The organism is Lysobacter sp. SCRH-1R (genome assembly GCF_057747855.1).
Window position 1 is genome coordinate 3,262,513 of the sequence record NZ_CM173227.1, and the last position, 15,903, is coordinate 3,278,415.

General features: G+C 69.1%; 12 protein-coding genes. 8 read left to right on the forward strand and 4 right to left on the reverse strand.

The window, feature by feature from the left end:
• The first annotated feature begins 16 nt into the window (after positions 1 to 16).
• Positions 17 to 1,186, forward strand: coding sequence for a PDZ domain-containing protein (locus AC3ANK_RS14975; RefSeq protein WP_206861517.1), 1,170 nt, complete (start codon positions 17 to 19; stop codon positions 1,184 to 1,186).
• 519 nt (positions 1,187 to 1,705) lie between these two features.
• Here the strand turns inward: AC3ANK_RS14975 and AC3ANK_RS14980 are convergent.
• From AC3ANK_RS14980 to AC3ANK_RS14995, 4 genes are all read right to left on the reverse strand, one after another.
• Entirely contained in the window at positions 1,706 to 2,626 is a 921-nt protein-coding gene (locus tag AC3ANK_RS14980) for a DUF6607 family protein (protein ID WP_425492583.1), read from the reverse strand.
• Positions 2,627 to 2,694: 68 nt separating this feature from the next.
• Complete coding sequence (locus AC3ANK_RS14985) at positions 2,695 to 4,989, reverse strand: TonB-dependent hemoglobin/transferrin/lactoferrin family receptor (protein WP_206861519.1); 2,295 nt, start codon at positions 4,987 to 4,989, stop codon at positions 2,695 to 2,697.
• A 181-nt stretch (positions 4,990 to 5,170) separates the two neighbouring features.
• Positions 5,171 to 5,419: a hemin uptake protein HemP gene (locus tag AC3ANK_RS14990; RefSeq protein ID WP_206861520.1), complete on the reverse strand. Its 249-nt coding sequence runs from the start codon at positions 5,417 to 5,419 to the stop codon at positions 5,171 to 5,173.
• Positions 5,420 to 5,495: 76 nt separating this feature from the next.
• Positions 5,496 to 6,464, reverse strand: coding sequence for an aldo/keto reductase (locus AC3ANK_RS14995; RefSeq protein WP_484171514.1), 969 nt, complete (start codon positions 6,462 to 6,464; stop codon positions 5,496 to 5,498).
• Between the two features lie 315 nt (positions 6,465 to 6,779).
• Between AC3ANK_RS14995 and AC3ANK_RS15000 the strand changes: the two genes are divergently transcribed.
• The 7 genes from AC3ANK_RS15000 (at position 6,780) to dusB (ending at position 15,809) form a co-directional block, all read left to right on the forward strand.
• A complete protein-coding gene (locus AC3ANK_RS15000; RefSeq protein WP_206861522.1) occupies positions 6,780 to 7,358 on the forward strand; it encodes a TMEM165/GDT1 family protein in 579 nt (192 codons plus the stop codon).
• A gap of 185 nt (positions 7,359 to 7,543) precedes the next feature.
• Complete coding sequence (locus AC3ANK_RS15005) at positions 7,544 to 8,614, forward strand: GGDEF domain-containing protein (RefSeq protein WP_206861523.1); 1,071 nt, start codon at positions 7,544 to 7,546, stop codon at positions 8,612 to 8,614.
• Positions 8,615 to 8,830: 216 nt separating this feature from the next.
• The gene (locus tag AC3ANK_RS15010) at positions 8,831 to 10,129 is read left to right on the forward strand and encodes a nucleoside transporter C-terminal domain-containing protein (protein WP_206861524.1); all 1,299 of its coding nucleotides are present in this window, start codon (positions 8,831 to 8,833) and stop codon (positions 10,127 to 10,129) included.
• A gap of 81 nt (positions 10,130 to 10,210) precedes the next feature.
• Positions 10,211 to 11,215, forward strand: coding sequence for a ribokinase (locus AC3ANK_RS15015; protein WP_206861525.1), 1,005 nt, complete (start codon positions 10,211 to 10,213; stop codon positions 11,213 to 11,215).
• 274 nt (positions 11,216 to 11,489) lie between these two features.
• Positions 11,490 to 13,631 carry a TonB-dependent receptor gene (locus AC3ANK_RS15020; protein ID WP_484171515.1) on the forward strand — a complete coding sequence of 714 codons (2,142 nt, stop codon included), beginning with the start codon at positions 11,490 to 11,492 and terminating at the stop codon, positions 13,629 to 13,631.
• Between the two features lie 18 nt (positions 13,632 to 13,649).
• The gene (locus AC3ANK_RS15025) at positions 13,650 to 14,732 is read left to right on the forward strand and encodes a PepSY-associated TM helix domain-containing protein (protein WP_206861527.1); all 1,083 of its coding nucleotides are present in this window, start codon (positions 13,650 to 13,652) and stop codon (positions 14,730 to 14,732) included.
• A 66-nt stretch (positions 14,733 to 14,798) separates the two neighbouring features.
• Positions 14,799 to 15,809: a tRNA dihydrouridine synthase DusB gene (dusB, locus tag AC3ANK_RS15030; protein WP_206861528.1), complete on the forward strand. Its 1,011-nt coding sequence runs from the start codon at positions 14,799 to 14,801 to the stop codon at positions 15,807 to 15,809.
• The last annotated feature ends 94 nt before the right edge of the window (positions 15,810 to 15,903 follow it).

Sequence of the window (15,903 nt, forward strand, 5' to 3'; positions counted from 1 at the left end):
CCGCAGGACCCATGCCATGACCCACCTCCGCAACACGACGCGACTGGCCGCGACGATCGCCCTGCTCCTCGCCGGCATGGCCGCCGGCGCGCAGACGCCGAAGGCCGATGCCGGGCGCGCGCGCGCCGACGCCACGCGGCAGGACGCCGAACGCACGCGGCAGATCGAAGCCGCGCGCGCCGACCTCAACCGCGCCGCACGCCGATACGCCGAACTCACGCGCGAGAACGCGAACTTCGACCGCGCCCGTTTCGAGCGCGAGTTCGAGAAGCGCTTCGCCCGGCAGCCGGTGCTGGGCGTGGTGCTCTCGCCCGATCCGAGGGGCGGCGTGCGCATCGCGGCGGTCACCCCGGACAGCGCGGCGGCGAACGCCGGGCTGCGCGCCGGCGACGTCATCACCGCGATCGACGGCAACCGGCTCAACCAGCCGCAACCGGAGGAGCGCCTCGCCCAGGCCCGCCTGCGGCTGCGCGCGCTCGATACCGACAAGCCCGTCGCCCTCGCCTACACGCGCGGCGGCCGCGCCGCGACCACGCGCGCCACGCCGAAGCTCGGCGACCGCCTGCTGGTCGCGCGCGATGCGGACGGCAATCCGCTGGCCGCACCGATGCCGATCGTCGCACCGCAGGTGCGCAGCGAACTCATCCGCCTGGACTGCGACGACGACGAGGGCGATTGCCGCCTGCCGCTGCTGTCGGAGGCGTTCCGCTGGAACGGCCTGAACCTTGCGACGGTGGACGCGCAGCTCGGTCGTTATTTCGGCACCGATCGCGGCGTGCTCGTGCTCAGCACCGGGCCGGAATTGTCCGGGTTGCAGGCCGGGGACGTGATCCAGCGCATCGACAACAAGCCGGTGAATTCCCCACGCGAGGCGATGGCCGCGTTGCGCGACAAGCCGGAGCAGAGTCGCGTGGGCATCACCTACCTGCGCGACCGCAAGAGCGCGACGACGCAGATCACCGTGCCGAAGACCGCGATGTTGCGCATCCCGAAGCCGCCGGTTCCGCCATTGCCGCCGAAGGCACCGCCTGCGCCGGCGGCACCGGCGGCTCCTGCTGCGCCCGCCGCGCCCGCGGCACCGCCCCCGCCGCCCGCACCGAAGCCACCGCTGGCGATGACGCCGCCCGCGCCGCCGGCTCCACCGGAGCCGCCGGAGGGAATGATCGGATTCGTGATATCGCTCTGACGACCAACGAAAGAGCCCCTCACCCGCAAGCACGGGAGAGGGGTTGGGGTGAGGGAGGGCGCCCTGCTCGCGTCGGCGAATCACCGTGCTGCCGAAAAGATTGACCCGGCTCTTGTAGCCCGGGTGAGCGAAGCACACCCGGGTTGTGCGTCGCGGCGACGTTGCCCCCGGGTGCGGCCTGCGGCCTTACCCGGGCACAAAAGCTGCTCGCGTCGGCGAGTCACCGTGCTGCCGAAAAGATTGACCCGGCTCTTGTAGCCCGGGTAAGCGAAGCGCACCCGGGTTGTGCGTCGCGGCGACATTGCCCCGGGTGCGGCCTGCGGCCTTACCCGGGCTACAAAAGCTGCTCGCGTCGGCGAATCACCGCGCTGCCGAAAAAGATTGATCAGCTCTCGTAGCCCGGGTAAGCGAAGCGCACCCGGGTTGTGCCTCGCGGCGACGTTGCCCCGGTGCGGCCTGCGGCCTTCCCCCGGGCTGCAAAAGCTCTGCCGAGTCCGGCCGGTCAGTACGAAGCCGTGCTCACCGCCGCGCCGCCGCCTCCACCGGCGCGCGCTCGACCCACTTGTCGAACACCGCGTCGATCTGCGCGTCGCGCACCTTGCCGCCCTTCTCCAGCGAGCCGGCCTGCTCGAACAGCGGAATGATCATCGCCATCCCGTCGACCTTCGTCCTCAGGTGCACGCCCGGCGACTGGCCGAGGAAGCGCTCCCAGCGCGCGCGCACCTTCGCCCAGTAGTCCTTCGTCGCGTTCCAGTAGGCATAGGCCGGCTTGAAGTCGACCTCCGTGGTCTTCCGGTAATCGTTGAAGCCGAACTCGCGCGCCAGTTCCACCTGCGTGCCGTCGGGCTTGCGCAGCACCTTGGTGTTGAACTGCTCGTGCGTCCAACCGTTGGGCGTGAGCGTGTGGCGGTTCACCGCGCTGATGGCGTTGTAGTCGCTGCGCCTGGTGTACTCGCGACGCGGCAGCGGGCGCCAGCTCACGTCGCTGGTCCACGTGGGCACGTTGTTGTCGTAGGTCCATGGGCCCGTGCCGCAGTAACGCGGCGCGTCGCTCACCTCGTACACGCACTGCGTCCATGCGCCGCGCGTGCGATCGGCCGGGATCGCCCGCACCTGCCACGTCTGGTCGGCGCTGAACTCGAAGCGCGTCGGTGCCTCGAACGTCCAGTCCTGCCGCCAGTGCTTGGTCACGTGGCCGCTCTTCTCGTCCACGAGGATGTGCTGCAGGACGACCTTGGTCGGCGAATCCTCCACCACGATCACCGTCTCGTTGCCGCCGCTGCGCATCGCCGGATGGCGTTCGTAGCCGGGCTGCAGCAGCACGGTTTCATCGAAGGCGAAATCGACGATGTACTCGCCCTGCATGGCGAGGATCGACTCGCGATCGCGCGCAGCGTCGGCGAAGGCCGCCGGCGGGGCGGCGGCGAGAAGGAGGCCCATCGGAAGGGCGAGCGTGCGGAGCTTCATGGCTGGCTCGATGTTGAAGGTTGGAGAGAGGAACGTGAGCTTCACCAGCTCACCGACAGGCTGACGCCGACGCTGCGGCCCGGGCTGGTGTAGCGATCGACCACGCGGCTCGACGCGAGCGTGCCGGCGGGCACGTCGGCCGCGTCCCAGTACTTGCGGTCGGCGAGGTTGAACACGCCGGCGTCGAACACCGCGCCCGGCGCGAAGTTCCAGTGCGCGAGCAGGTCGAGCACGCCGTAGCCCGGCACCTCGAACTGATTGTCCGCCGGCAGTTCGTCCTTGCGCCCGGCGAAACGGCCGGCGAGTTCGATGCCCCAGCCCTGCGCGTCGTACGCGACGCCGAGGGTCGCGCGCAGAGGATCGATCGACGGCAGCGGATCGTTCGTCGTGCGGTCCTCGCCCTTCGCCCACGACGCGGCGCCCCTGATCGACCAGCCGGCCAGCGCATCGCTGATCGCCCGCAGGTCCACGCCGGCACGCGCCTCCACGCCGTGGATCTCCGCGTCCTCGATGTTCTGCGACTGGAACACGATCAGTTCAGATGCCGGCGGCGCGCTCACCTGCACCGACGATTCGATGAGATCGTCGTAGCGGTTGTAGTACGCCGAAACCTCCGCGTACACCGCTTCGTTGGAGAAGCGCAGGCCCAGTTCGACGCCGTCGCTCTTTTCCGGCTTCAGGTCGGGATTCGGAATCGCCGTGTAACCGAACTGCAGGTTGGTGAAGCCCAGGTTGACGTCGCTGTACGGCGGTGCGCGGAAGCCGTGCTGGTAGCCGCCGAACAGCGACCAGTCCTCGCTGAAATGCCACACCGCGCCGAGTTTCGGCGACACGCTGGTTTCGCTCAGTTCCGCGACTTCGACGCCGGGGTTGTCCTCGGCGAAGATCGAATCGGGCTTGGGCTCGAGCTTGTAGTAATCCACGCGCACGGCCGGGATCAGCCGGAACGCGCCTTCGGCGAACGACATCTCGTCCTGCACGAACAACGCCGCCTGCGTGGTTTCGCTCACCGGGAAATCGCGCACGGGGAAGGTGTCGGGCGAGATCACGTTGGTCACCGTGCCGGTGAGCAGGCTGGTCGCGCGGCCGTCGCGCTTCTGCCGGAATTCGGTGCGCGTCAGCTCCACGCCGTAGGTGATGGCATGGTCGACGGCGCCGCCGGTGATGTCCTTGTGCAGCACGGCGTCCAAGCCGGTGAGGCGCTGGTCGAAGTTGAATTCGCGCTCGCGCAGCACCGGGTTGGCCGCGACGCCGCCGGCCAGCATGGCGCGCTCCTCGCGCGTGCGCTGCGTGGTTTCGCTGTCCTGGCGGTAGACCTGCCACTGCAGCGAATCGGCGAACGCCGCGCCCAGCGCATCGGCTTCATGCGCGAACGCGATGCGCGCGCGGGTCTGCGTGTCCTGGCCGGACTGCGAGGCCACGCGCACCGACGGCGACATGCCGGGCATCATCGTGGTATCGCCCAGCGCGGTGAGCACGTCGGTGTCGACGTTGTCCTCGTTGCCTTCGACGGTGAGCTTGAAGCGCTGGTTCCCGTCCGGCTCGAACACCAGCTTCGTCAACAGGCTGCGGCCGTCGTATTCCTGCGGGTTCGGCGCGGTGCGCGAGGAACCGGTGCCGCGGTTCCCGCCCATGTTCTCGCGTTCCTGCCCCTGGCGATGGCCGACCACGACCAGGCCCGACCAGCGATCGCCGCCGAACGCCGTGGTCGCGCCGCCGAACAGGCCGTTGTCCTCGCCGAAGTAGCCCAGCTTCATACCGAAGTAGGCGTCCTTGCCCTCCGCCAGGTAATCCGACGGGTCCTTGGTGACGAACGAGACCACGCCGCCGAGCGCGTCGGAGCCGTACAGCGCGCTGCCCGGTCCGCGCACGACCTCGACGGCCTTCAGCGTGTCGAGGTCGACGAAGTTGCGGTTCGCATTCGAGAAGCTGCCGATCGAGAACGCGTCGGGCACGGCGATGCCGTCGGTTTCGATGCGCACGCGATTGCCGCCGAGGCCGCGGATGCGGATGTCGCCCAGGCCGCCGAAACGGCCGGAACCGCTCGACACGCTGATGCCGGGCTCGTAGCGGAACAGGTCCTTCAGATCGCGCACGAGCTGGCGGTCCATCTCGTCGCGGTCGATCGCGGTGACGACGTTCGGCACGTCGTCCAGCGCGCGCTGCGTCAGCGTGGCGGTGACGACGATGCGGTCGAATTCGTTCGCGGCGGCGACGCCGGTCGCGGCGGTGGTCAGGGAGGGGGCGCTGCCGTCGGGCGTGGCCTCGTTGGAGACGGCGACGGCCGGAATGGCGAGCAGCAGGGCAAGGGCCAGGGTGTTGCGGACAGGTTGCATGCGCGGTCTCGGAGTGGATTCCGAGGCGGGCTGGCAGCCGTTGCCGGCAGGCTTGCTTGCCTTGGGAGAGAGAGGTTGTCGAAGGGAAGCCGCCATGTGCGGCCGTGCGCGGCGTCCTTCCCCAAGGGCGTCGCGCGTTCGGTGGATCACGGCGCCCGGAGGAGCCGCCGCGATCAGGGAATCACTTGGTGAGGATCAGCTTGTCGTTGCGCGTGTGGCGCAGGCGGTAGACCTCGCCGCCGTGGCGGATCAGCACTTCGCGACCGCCCCGCAGCAGCTCGTCGCTGTCGAGGAGACCGTTGGCGAACGCCATCGCGGAGGGCGTGGACATCGCCTGCGCGGGCATGGCCGGCGAGGAGACGGCGGCGATGGGCGGCGTCAGCCGTTCGGTGCGGGGCTTGAGCTGCAGCAGCGTGGGACGCGTCGACATGGGCGTGGCTCGTTGGGGCTCGCCACGGATGATAATGATTCTCATTTGCTAGTCAACAGCCCACGCCACGAAGCCGCTATCCGACCGCGGCTTCCACGCGCTGCCAGTCGCCTTCCGACAGACGGTCGGCCAGCTCCAGCGCATCCAGGTTCTGGATCAGCTGCTCCGGGCGGCTCGCACCCAGGATCACGCTGGACACGTGCGGGTTGCGCAGGCACCAGGCGATCGCCAGCGGCGCCGGCGCCACGCCGAGTTCCTCGGCGATCGCGACGAAGCGGCGCGCGCGCTCCACGCGGGCGCCCTCCTCGCCGAGCACCGAACGCTGCAGCCATCCGAGGCCTTCGCGGCCGAGCCGGGCCTCGTCCGGCACGCCGGCGTTGTACTTGCCGGTGAGCAGGCCCGACGCGAGCGGCGACCAGATCGTCGTGCCCAGGCCGTATTCGGCGTAGAGCGGCGCGTATTCGAGTTCGACGCGTTCGCGATGCAGCAGGTTGTACTGCGGCTGCTCCATCGTCGGCGCATACCAGTTGCGCGCGTGCGCGATGCGGTGCGCGTCGCGGATCTGCGCGGCGGTCCATTCCGACGTGCCCCAGTAGAGCACCTTGCCCTGGCGGATCAGTGCGTCCATCGCGCCGACGGTTTCCTCGATCGGCGTGTCGGGATCAGGACGATGGCAGTAGTAGAGATCGAGTGTTTCCACGCGCAGCCGCTTGAGCGCGGCGTGGCAGGCATCGGTGACGTGCTTGCGCGAGAGGCCCCGCTGGGTCGGGCCCGGTTCGGCCACCGCACCGAAGAACACCTTGCTCGACACGCAGAAGCCGTCGCGCGGCAGGCGCAGGTCGGCGATCACGTCGCCCATCACCTTCTCCGCCTCGCCGTTCGCATAGGTCTCGGCGTTGTCGAAGAAGTTGATGCCGTTGTCCCAGGCGGCGGCGATGAGATCGCGCGCGGTGGAGCGCCCGATCTGGGCACCGAAGGTGAGCCAGGCGCCGAAGGACAGCGCCGAAAGCTGCAGGCCGGACGAACCAAGGCGACGGTATTGCATGGGGACACTCCAAAAAAAGGGGATCTGGAAGCTGGCTCGTTCAGTTTAGCCCTGCCCCTGTGGCGGTCCGGTCGGTACAATGCGCGCACTTCCTCCTCCGGGGAGTAGCCCATCCGCCGCGACACGCAGCGGAGACCCGCGTCAACACACTTGGCCCACAGGCCATGGCGCGGGAGCGGCAGCCAGCCGGCGACGGCCAGCCACCACGGGCAAGACCGAAGGCAGGCGTCATGCGAGCAACTGGCGAGAGCCGGGTCGGGCCGCGTGGCGGCTGCCTTTCGCGTCCACGCGAAAGCCCGACCCCCCGGAACGTCCATGGACCACTTTCCCCTGATGACCGCCGCGGTGTCCGCCGGCACCGTCGCGCTCGCCGAGATCGGCGACAAGACGCAGCTCCTCGCCCTGCTGCTGGCCGCGCGCTTCCGCAAGCCGTTGCCGATCATCGCCGGCATCCTCGTCGCCACGCTGCTCAACCACGCCCTCGCCGGCTGGTTCGGCACGCTGGTGGCGCAATGGCTGAGCCCGGACGTGCTGCGCTGGGTGGTCGCGGCGAGCTTCCTCGCGGTCGCGCTGTGGACGCTCAAGCCGGACACACTCGACGAAGGCGAGGAATCGCTGCCGGCGCGCGGCGCGTTCATCGCCACGACGTTCGCGTTCTTCCTGGCCGAGATCGGCGACAAGACCCAGGTCGCGACCGTGCTGCTGGCCGCGAAGTACCCGCCGCTGTGGGAAGTGGTCGTGGGTACGACCGTCGGCATGCTGCTGGCGAACGTGCCGGTGGTGCTGCTGGGCAGCAAGCTCGCCGACCGCTTGCCGCTGAAGGCGGCGCGCTATACGGCGGCGGTGGTGTTCCTGGTGCTGGCGGCGTGGGCGGCGGTGCGCGGGATTTCGTAAGGGGGTATCGAACACTGCGCGTTCCTTCCATATGCCGAAAGGAGGGCGCCGCGCGGGGAACCGCCTTGGCGCGCTATGCTCGGCGCGGCCCCGGGAGGGCCGGCAAGCGGGGGAAGCGCATGCTCGGAACCGGCGGTAGGGTCCGCGACGTCGTCGCCGCGCTGCTGGCGCGGCCGGATGAAATCATGTTGGAGATCGGCGCCGGCGGCGAGCTGATGGTCGCGCGCCTGCGCGTGGTCATCGCCGCGATGCTGCTGGTGCTGCCGGTGACGAACGCGCTCGGCGGCGGCAGCGTCAAGGACACGCTGATCGGGCTGGTCGGCGCGATCGTCGTCAACATCTTCGCGCACCTGTGGCTGGCGATGGCGCGGCGGCGGCGGCTGTTCCGCTGGCTGCCGTTCGCTTCTTCCGCGTTCGACGTCACCGCCACGACGGTGCTGCTGGTCATCCTCGCCGCCGACCACCTGCCGGCGGGCCTGAACAACCTCACCGCATGGTGCGGCTACGTGATTTCGATCGTGCTCACCGCACCGCGCAGCGACGGGCGCATCGCGCTGTTCGCGGGCGCGCTGGCCATCGGCCAGTACAGCCTGCTGGTGCTGTGGGTGTTCGCGTCGGCGTCCTCGCCCGAGCAGCTGATTTCCAGCGATTACGGCGCCATCACCATGGGCGGCCAGGTCCAGCGCGTGCTGCTGCTGGTGGTGTTCACGCTGATCACCGCGATGGTGGTCTACCGCATGCAGCGGCTGGTGGAAATGTCCGGCACCGACGGCCTCACCCGCCTGCCGAACCGCACCTGGCTGCTGTACCGCGTGCCGCGCCTGTTCGACAGCGTGCGGCATGACGGCGACAGCCTCACCTTGGCGCTGATCGACCTGGACCACTTCAAGCGCATCAACGACGCCCACGGCCACCACGCCGGCGACCGCGCGCTGCGGCACGTGGTCGCGGTGCTGCGCGAACTTGCCGAACCGGGCGAATGGCTGGTGCGGATCGGCGGCGAGGAATTCGTCCTGCTGCTGCGCAAGCCGATCGGCACCGCCTGGGAACGCGTGGACGCGATCCGCCGCGCGCTCGGCGAGCGGCCGTTCGAACCCGAGCGCGGCGCCGACACGGTCGCGCTGAGCTTCAGCGCCGGGCTGGCGGGCTTCCCGCACGAAGGTTCCGACCTGTCGAGGCTGCTGCGCCGCGCCGACGGGCGCCTGCAGCAGGCCAAGCTCCAGGGCCGCAACAAGGTCGTCGCGCGGGATACATGACGGCGCACTGATGGCTTGGCCCGATCCCTCGACGCGCACTTTTCCGACACCCGATCGCGGCGAGCCCTTCTGGACGCGCCCGCCGCCGCGCCCGCTCGGCCTCGTCGTAAACTACGCGCCGCCGCAGCCGTGACCCGCCCCTCGCAGGGGCCCAGGCCGCATCATTCCTGAACGACAACGACTCGCTGCCGGCCGCCGGTTGCAGGGGAGAACTGAGTGGAAGCCATTACCCGGGTGGCCTTTGGCCTGTTTGGTCTTGCCGTGCTGATCGGCATCGCCTGGCTGTTTTCGAACAACAAGCGCCGCGTGGACTGGAAGCTGGTCGCCACCGGCGTGAGCCTGCAGGTCGCCTTCGCCGCGCTGGTGCTGCTGGTCCCGGGCGGCAAGGACGTGTTCGACGCCATCGGCCACGGCTTCGTGAAGGTGCTCAGCTTCGTCAACGAAGGCTCGAAGTTCATCTTCGGCAGCCTGATGGACGTGAACACCTACGGCTTCATCTTCGCCTTCCAGGTGCTGCCGACCATCATCTTCTTCGCCGCGCTGATGGGCGTGCTCTACCATCTGGGCGTGATGCAGGCGGTGGTGCGCGCGATGGCATGGGTGATCACCAAGGTGATGCGCGTGTCCGGCGCGGAAACCACCAGCGTCTGCGCCAGCGTCTTCATCGGCCAGACCGAGGCACCGCTGACCGTGCGCCCGTACATCCCGAAGATGACCGAGTCGGAGCTGATCACCATGATGATCGGCGGCATGGCGCACATCGCCGGCGGCGTGCTCGCCGCGTACGTGGGCATGCTCGGCGGCGGCGATCCGGAGCAGCAGGCGTTCTACGCCAAGCACCTGCTGGCCGCGTCGATCATGGCCGCGCCGGCCACGCTGGTCATCGCCAAGATCCTCGTGCCCGAAACCGGCGAGCCGCTCACGCGCGGCACGGTGAAGATGGAAGTGGAGAAGACCACCGCCAACGTCATCGATGCGGCGGCGGCTGGCGCCGGCGACGGCCTGCGTCTGGCGCTGAACATCGGCGCGATGCTGCTGGCCTTCATCGCGCTGATCGCGCTGATCAACTGGCCGCTCGCGTGGTTCGGCGAGGTCACCGGCATTTCCGCCGCGATCGGCAAGCCGTTCGACCTGGCGACCATCTTCGGCTATGTGCTCGCGCCGCTGGCGTGGGTGATCGGCACGCCGTGGCAGGACGCGCCGATCGTCGGCAGCCTGATCGGCCAGAAGATCGTCATCAACGAATTCGTGGCCTACCTGCAACTGGCCGACATCGTCAACGGCAAGGTCGCCGGCGTGACGCTGACCGACCAGGGCCGCCTGATCGCCACCTACGCGCTGTGCGGTTTCGCCAACTTCAGCTCGATCGCGATCCAGATCGGCGGCATCGGCGGCCTCGCGCCGGAACGTCGCCAGGATCTCGCCCGCTTCGGCCTGCGCGCGGTGCTCGGCGGTTCGATCGCGACGTTCATGACGGCGACGATCGCGGGCGTGCTGACGTGGTTCGGCAGCTGAAGATGCCGTGATTCGCGATTGGGGATTCGTGATTCGCACAGGCGGATCCCCGATCGGCCACAACCTTCGGCAGGCGTAGCGATGAGCGTTGCTTCAACGAATCACGAATCACGAATCACCCATCCCGGCGCCATCGTCGTCGTCGGTTCGTTCAACGTCGACCACGTCTGGGCCGTCGCGACGCTGCCGCGGCCGGGCGAGACGCTCAGCGGGCAGTACCACACCGGCCCGGGCGGAAAGGGTTTCAACCAGGCCACCGCCGCGGCCCGCGCCGGCGCGACGACGACGTTCGTGTGCGCGCTGGGCCAGGACCTCGGCGGACAACTGGCGCGCGCACTGGCGGAAGCCGACGGCATCGAGCTGCGCGACCTCGTCAGCGAGGCGCCGACCGGCACCGCCGGCATCTATGTCGATCACGATGGCCGCAATTCGATCGTGATCGGACCGGGCGCGAACGCGGATCTCTCGGCCGCGTTCGTCGAATCCCAGCGCGAGCGCATCGCCGGCGCGCACGTGCTGCTGGCACAGCTGGAATCGCCGTTGGCGGCGATCGAAGCCGCCTTCGTCGCGGCGCGCGCGCATGGCGTTCCGACGGTGCTCAATCCCGCGCCGTCGGACGCGCAGTTGCCGGCGTCACTGCTCGCGCTGAGCGACGTCGTCACGCCCAACGAAACCGAATTCTGTTCGCAGGTCCGCCGGCACGTGGGCGAGGACCTCGATGCCTCCACTCTGACGACGCTGGGCGATGCGGCGCTGCACGGCTGGTGCCGCCGGCTGCTTCCACACGGGACGGTCGTGATCACGCTGGGCGCGGCGGGCTGTTTCGTCTCGCACGCGGACGGCGCGCTACGCGCGGATGCACGTTCGTACTACCGCGTCGCCGGCACGAAGGTGCATCCGGTGGACACCACCGGCGCCGGCGATGCGTTCAACGGCGCGCTGGCGGCGTCGTGGGCGCTGCGACCGGACGCGGCGTTCGCCGATCATCTGCATTACGCGAACCGGTATGCGGCGCTTTCGACCGAGCGCGAGGGCGCGGCGTTGTCGATGCCGCGCGACGCGGATGTGCGCGCGCGCTTTGGTTGAACGCCCTCCCCTGCGAATGCAGGGAGGGGTGAAGCGCACAGCGCCGAAGCGCTGACGAAAGTCGCTTCGATCGGCTAAGCGCCGGCACCAACCGCATCACTACATCGCACGTCCCGCCCGCCACCCCGACCCCTCTCCCGGGGGGAGGGGCGCAGGCATCGGGGCACGTCGTTGTACCGAACACCGTCCGCGCCAGCGCAACAAAACCCGCCGCCCTATCAAATAAGAACCATTCGCATTACCATGGCGGGCTTTCGACGTCCCGGAACCCACGATGCTCCGCCGCCATGCCCTCGCCAGTGCCCTGCTGGCCGCCCTCGTCGCGCCTGTCGCCCACGCCGATGAGGCCACCGACATCGATCGCGTGACCGTTTCCGCCAGCACCAGCCGCATTCCCGATTCCGAGGCCGCGCTGCCGAACACGATCACCGTGATCGACCAGGCGCAGCTGCAGCAGCAGCTCGCGCTGACGCAGGACGTATCGCAAGTGCTGGCGAACCTGATTCCCTCCTTCGCGCCCTCGCGCCAGAAGCTCACCAACAGCGGCGAGACGCTGCGCGGACGCAAGCCGCTGTACCTCGTCGACGGCGTGCCGCAGTCCACGCCGCTGCGCGACGGCGGTCGCGACGGCCACACCATCGATCCGTCGATGATCGAGCGCATCGAGGTCATCCACGGCGCGAACGCGCTGCAGGGCCTGGGCGCGTCGGGCGGCATCATCAACATCATCACCAAGCGCGCGCCGCGCCAGGACGGCCAGGCCTTCCAGGACGTCTCGGTGTCCGCGTCCACCGCCGTGCCGCACGAGAGCACCAGCACCGGCTACCGCGCGTCCTACCTGTTCGGCACGCGCAGCGGCGCGTTCGACTTCGTCGGCGGCGCCTCGTACGCCAGCGAAGGCCTGTACTACGACGCCGACGGCGACTCGATCGCCGTCAACGACGTGCAGGGCGACCTGATGGACGCGGAGAGCTACAACCTCTTCGCCAAGGCCGGCTGGAACCTCGACGGGAACCGCCGTCTGCAGCTCAGCGCGAACCGCTACGAACTGCAGGGCAACAACAACTACCACGCGGTCGAAGGCGATCCCGCCACCGGCGAGACGGCGACGTCCGCGCGCGGCGGCAGCATCGGCGAAGGCCCGCGCAACCGCTCCACCTCGCTGACGCTGGACTACACCGACAAGGCGCTCGCCGGCGGCTACTTCCAGGCGCAGCTGTACTGGGTCGATTTCGAGGCCCTGTACGGCGGCAGCTTCTGGGGCGATTTCTGGGGCGACGGCCGCGATCCGGACTGGTTCGACCAGTCGCAGAACGCGTCGGAAAAGCTCGGCGGCAAGTTCAGCTGGTCGCGTGGCGACCTGTTCGGCCTGCGCCTGCGCGCGACCCTGGGCCTGGACATCGCGCGCGACACGACCTCGCAGGAACTCGTGCGCGCCGGCATGGATTGGGTGCCGGAAACCACCTACGAGTCGGTTTCGCCCTTCGTGCAGCTGGAATGGTGGGTGGCCGATTCGGTGATGCTGACCGGCGGCCTGCGCCACGAACGCGGCAAGCTGCAGGTCGACGACTACATCACCATTCCCGACCAGCGCCTCACGCCCGGCATCCATGGCACGCGCTACCTCGTCGAAGGCGGTTCGCCGGAAACCAGCGAGACCCTGCCGAACGTCGGCATCGTGTGGGAAGCCACCGACGCACTGAAGTTCTACGCGTCCTATTCGGAAGGCTACACGGTGGCCGACATCGGCCGCGTGCTGCGCGCGATCAACACGCCGGACCAGCGCGTGGACACGCTGGTCGACCTCCAGCCGGTCATCGCCGACAACCAGGAAATCGGCCTGGACTACGACGACGGCCGCTGGCTGGTGCACCTGGCGGCGTTCTGGTCGGATTCCGACCTGGGTTCGCGCCTGGCCTTCGACCAGGCCACGCAGTTCTACAAGGTCGTGCGCGAGCGCACCGAGATCGACGGTTTCGAAGGCAGCGTCGCCTACCAGTTCAGCGACGCCACGCGCGTCGGCCTGGCCTACGCGCAGACCGACGGCCGATACGACAGCAACGGCGACGATCGCGTGGACAGCGACCTGCCGGGCGTCAACGTGAGCCCGGATCGCGCCACCGCCTTCTGGGAGCAGTCCTGGACGCCGGCGATCTCCACGCGCCTGCAGGCCAGCCACTCGCTCGACCGCGATTTCGACTATCGCGGCACGACGCTGCCGGACGAGTTCGAGGGTTACACGACGGTCGACCTGCAGGCGCGCTTCCAGCTGCCGGTCGGCGCGCTGAACGTGGGCGTGGAGAACCTGTTCGGTGAGCAGTACACGACGTATTACTCGCAGACCACGCCGCGCGCCGACACCTACACCGCCGGTCGCGGTCGCGTGCTGACGGTGGGCTGGTCGCACCGGTTCTGATAAACCACGCAGATGGACATGGCCACCACCGTCGCCGCATCGAAGGCACCGCCCAGGCGGCGCCTGCGCGCGGCGCTGTCGTGGCTGCACCTGTGGACGGGGCTGACCGCGGGGCTGGTGTTCGCACTCGCCTCGCTGGCGGGCACGGTGCTGGTGTTCCATGTCGATCTGCTCAAACTGCAGCATCCGCAACTCGCGCAGCACGAACCCGTCGCAGACGGGCGCGTGCTCGCGCAACTCATCGAACGCTGGCGGCCGGAAGGCTTGCGCTCGCTCGATCTTCCGCGCGAGGAACTGCCGGTCTGGCAGGCGTATTTCGAGGACGGACATCGCCAGTACTTCGCGCCCGAGGACGGCGCGCTGCTGCTCTACCGCAGCCATCGCGACGACGTGCTGCTGTGGCTGCACGAGTGGCACGTGGACCTGCTCGGTGGAAAGACCGGTCGCGAAGTCTGGGGCGTGATCGGCTGGATCTCGCTGGCGATGATCCTGATCGGCCTGTATCTGTGGTGGCCGAAGGCGGGGCGCTATCTCGCGCAACTGAAGGTGCACGCGGGACCGCCAGTGCGGCGCTGGCTCACGTGGCATCGCAGCGCCGGCGTGATCCTGCTTCCGCTGCTGTTGCTCGGGACGGTGACCGGCGTCGGCATGGTGTATTCGAAAGGCTTCCAGAAGGCCCTGACGGGTGCGTTCGGCGGGAAGAACGTGGCGGCGCCGGAACTGCCCGCGAGCAGTGCGCCGATCGACTGGACGCACGCGATCGCGCAGGCGCGCATCGCGATTCCGGAGGCGCGGCTGGCACGCGTGTCGGTGCCCGATCCGGATGAAGGCGCGGTCTCGTTCCGCGCACAGGCCCACGGCGAATGGCATCCGGTGGGACGCAGCACGATCGTGCTGACGCGCGACGGCCGGGTCGTCCAGGCCTTCGACGCGACGACGCACGGCCTCGGCATGCGCATGAGCCAGGCGTTCTATCCGTTGCACATCGGCGCGGTCGGCGGCAGCACGATGAAGTGGATCACCGCGTTCATCGGGCTGCTGCCGATGTTCCTGCTGGTGACGGGGTTCCTGTTCTGGCGGCGTCGACGCGGGAAGCGGTAAGCCGGCGATCCGGGTGGCGTGATGGCCTCGCACGGGACAACGATATCCCGCCGCTACAATAAGGCCATGTCCGCCCTCTCCTTCCGCATCGGTCCGCACGAGATCGCCCCGCGCGTCGTCCTGGCGCCGATGGCGGGCGTGACCGACAAGCCGTTCCGCATCCTGTGCAAGCGCATGGGTGCGGGGCTGTGCGTGTCGGAGATGACGACTTCGGACCCGCGTTTCTGGACCACGTCGAAGTCGCGCCACCGCATGGACCACGAAGGCGAGCCGGCGCCGATCAGCGTGCAGATCGCAGGCACCGTGCCGGAGGTGATGGCGGATGCCGCGCGCTACAACGTCGACCACGGCGCGCAGATCATCGACATCAACATGGGCTGCCCGGCGAAAAAGGTCTGCAACGCCTGGGCCGGATCGGCGCTGATGCGCGAGCCGGAACTGGTCGCGCGCATCCTCGACGCCGTCGTGCGCGCGGTGGACGTGCCGGTCACGCTGAAGATCCGCACCGGCTGGGCCGCCGGGCAACGCAACGCGCTGGAGATCGCGCGCATCGCGGAACGTGCCGGCATCGCCGCGCTCGCCGTGCACGGCCGCACGCGCGACCAGCAGTACACCGGCTTCGCCGAATACGACACGATCGCCGAAGTGAAGGCCGCGCTGTCGATTCCCGTGTTCGCCAACGGCGACATCGATTCCCCGCACAAGGCCGCGCAGGTGCTCGCGCACACCGGCTGCGATGCGGTGCTCGTCGGGCGCGCGGCGCAGGGCCGGCCGTGGATCTTCCGCGAGATCGCGCACTACCTGGAAACGGGCGAAACGCTCCCCGAACCCACGCTGGCGGAAGTGCGCGACGTGCTGCTCGGGCATCTGGAACACCTGCATGCGTTCTACGGCGAGGTCTCCGGCGTGCGTATCGCGCGCAAGCATCTGGGCTGGTACGCGAAGGACCGACCCGAGAACGCGGCGTTCCGCGCGGTGGTGAACCGGGCGGAGACGGCGGAGGCGCAGCTCTCGCTCACGCGCGACTACTTCGATGCGTTGATCGCGGGCGTGCAGCCGCTGGGTGTGGCGGCGTAACGAACTTCCCGCGAAGTCGGGAAGCCATCCTTCGGGCGCATCAGCCATCCGGAAGACGGAATCGATGCGGACAGTCGGATCCCCGCCTTCGCGG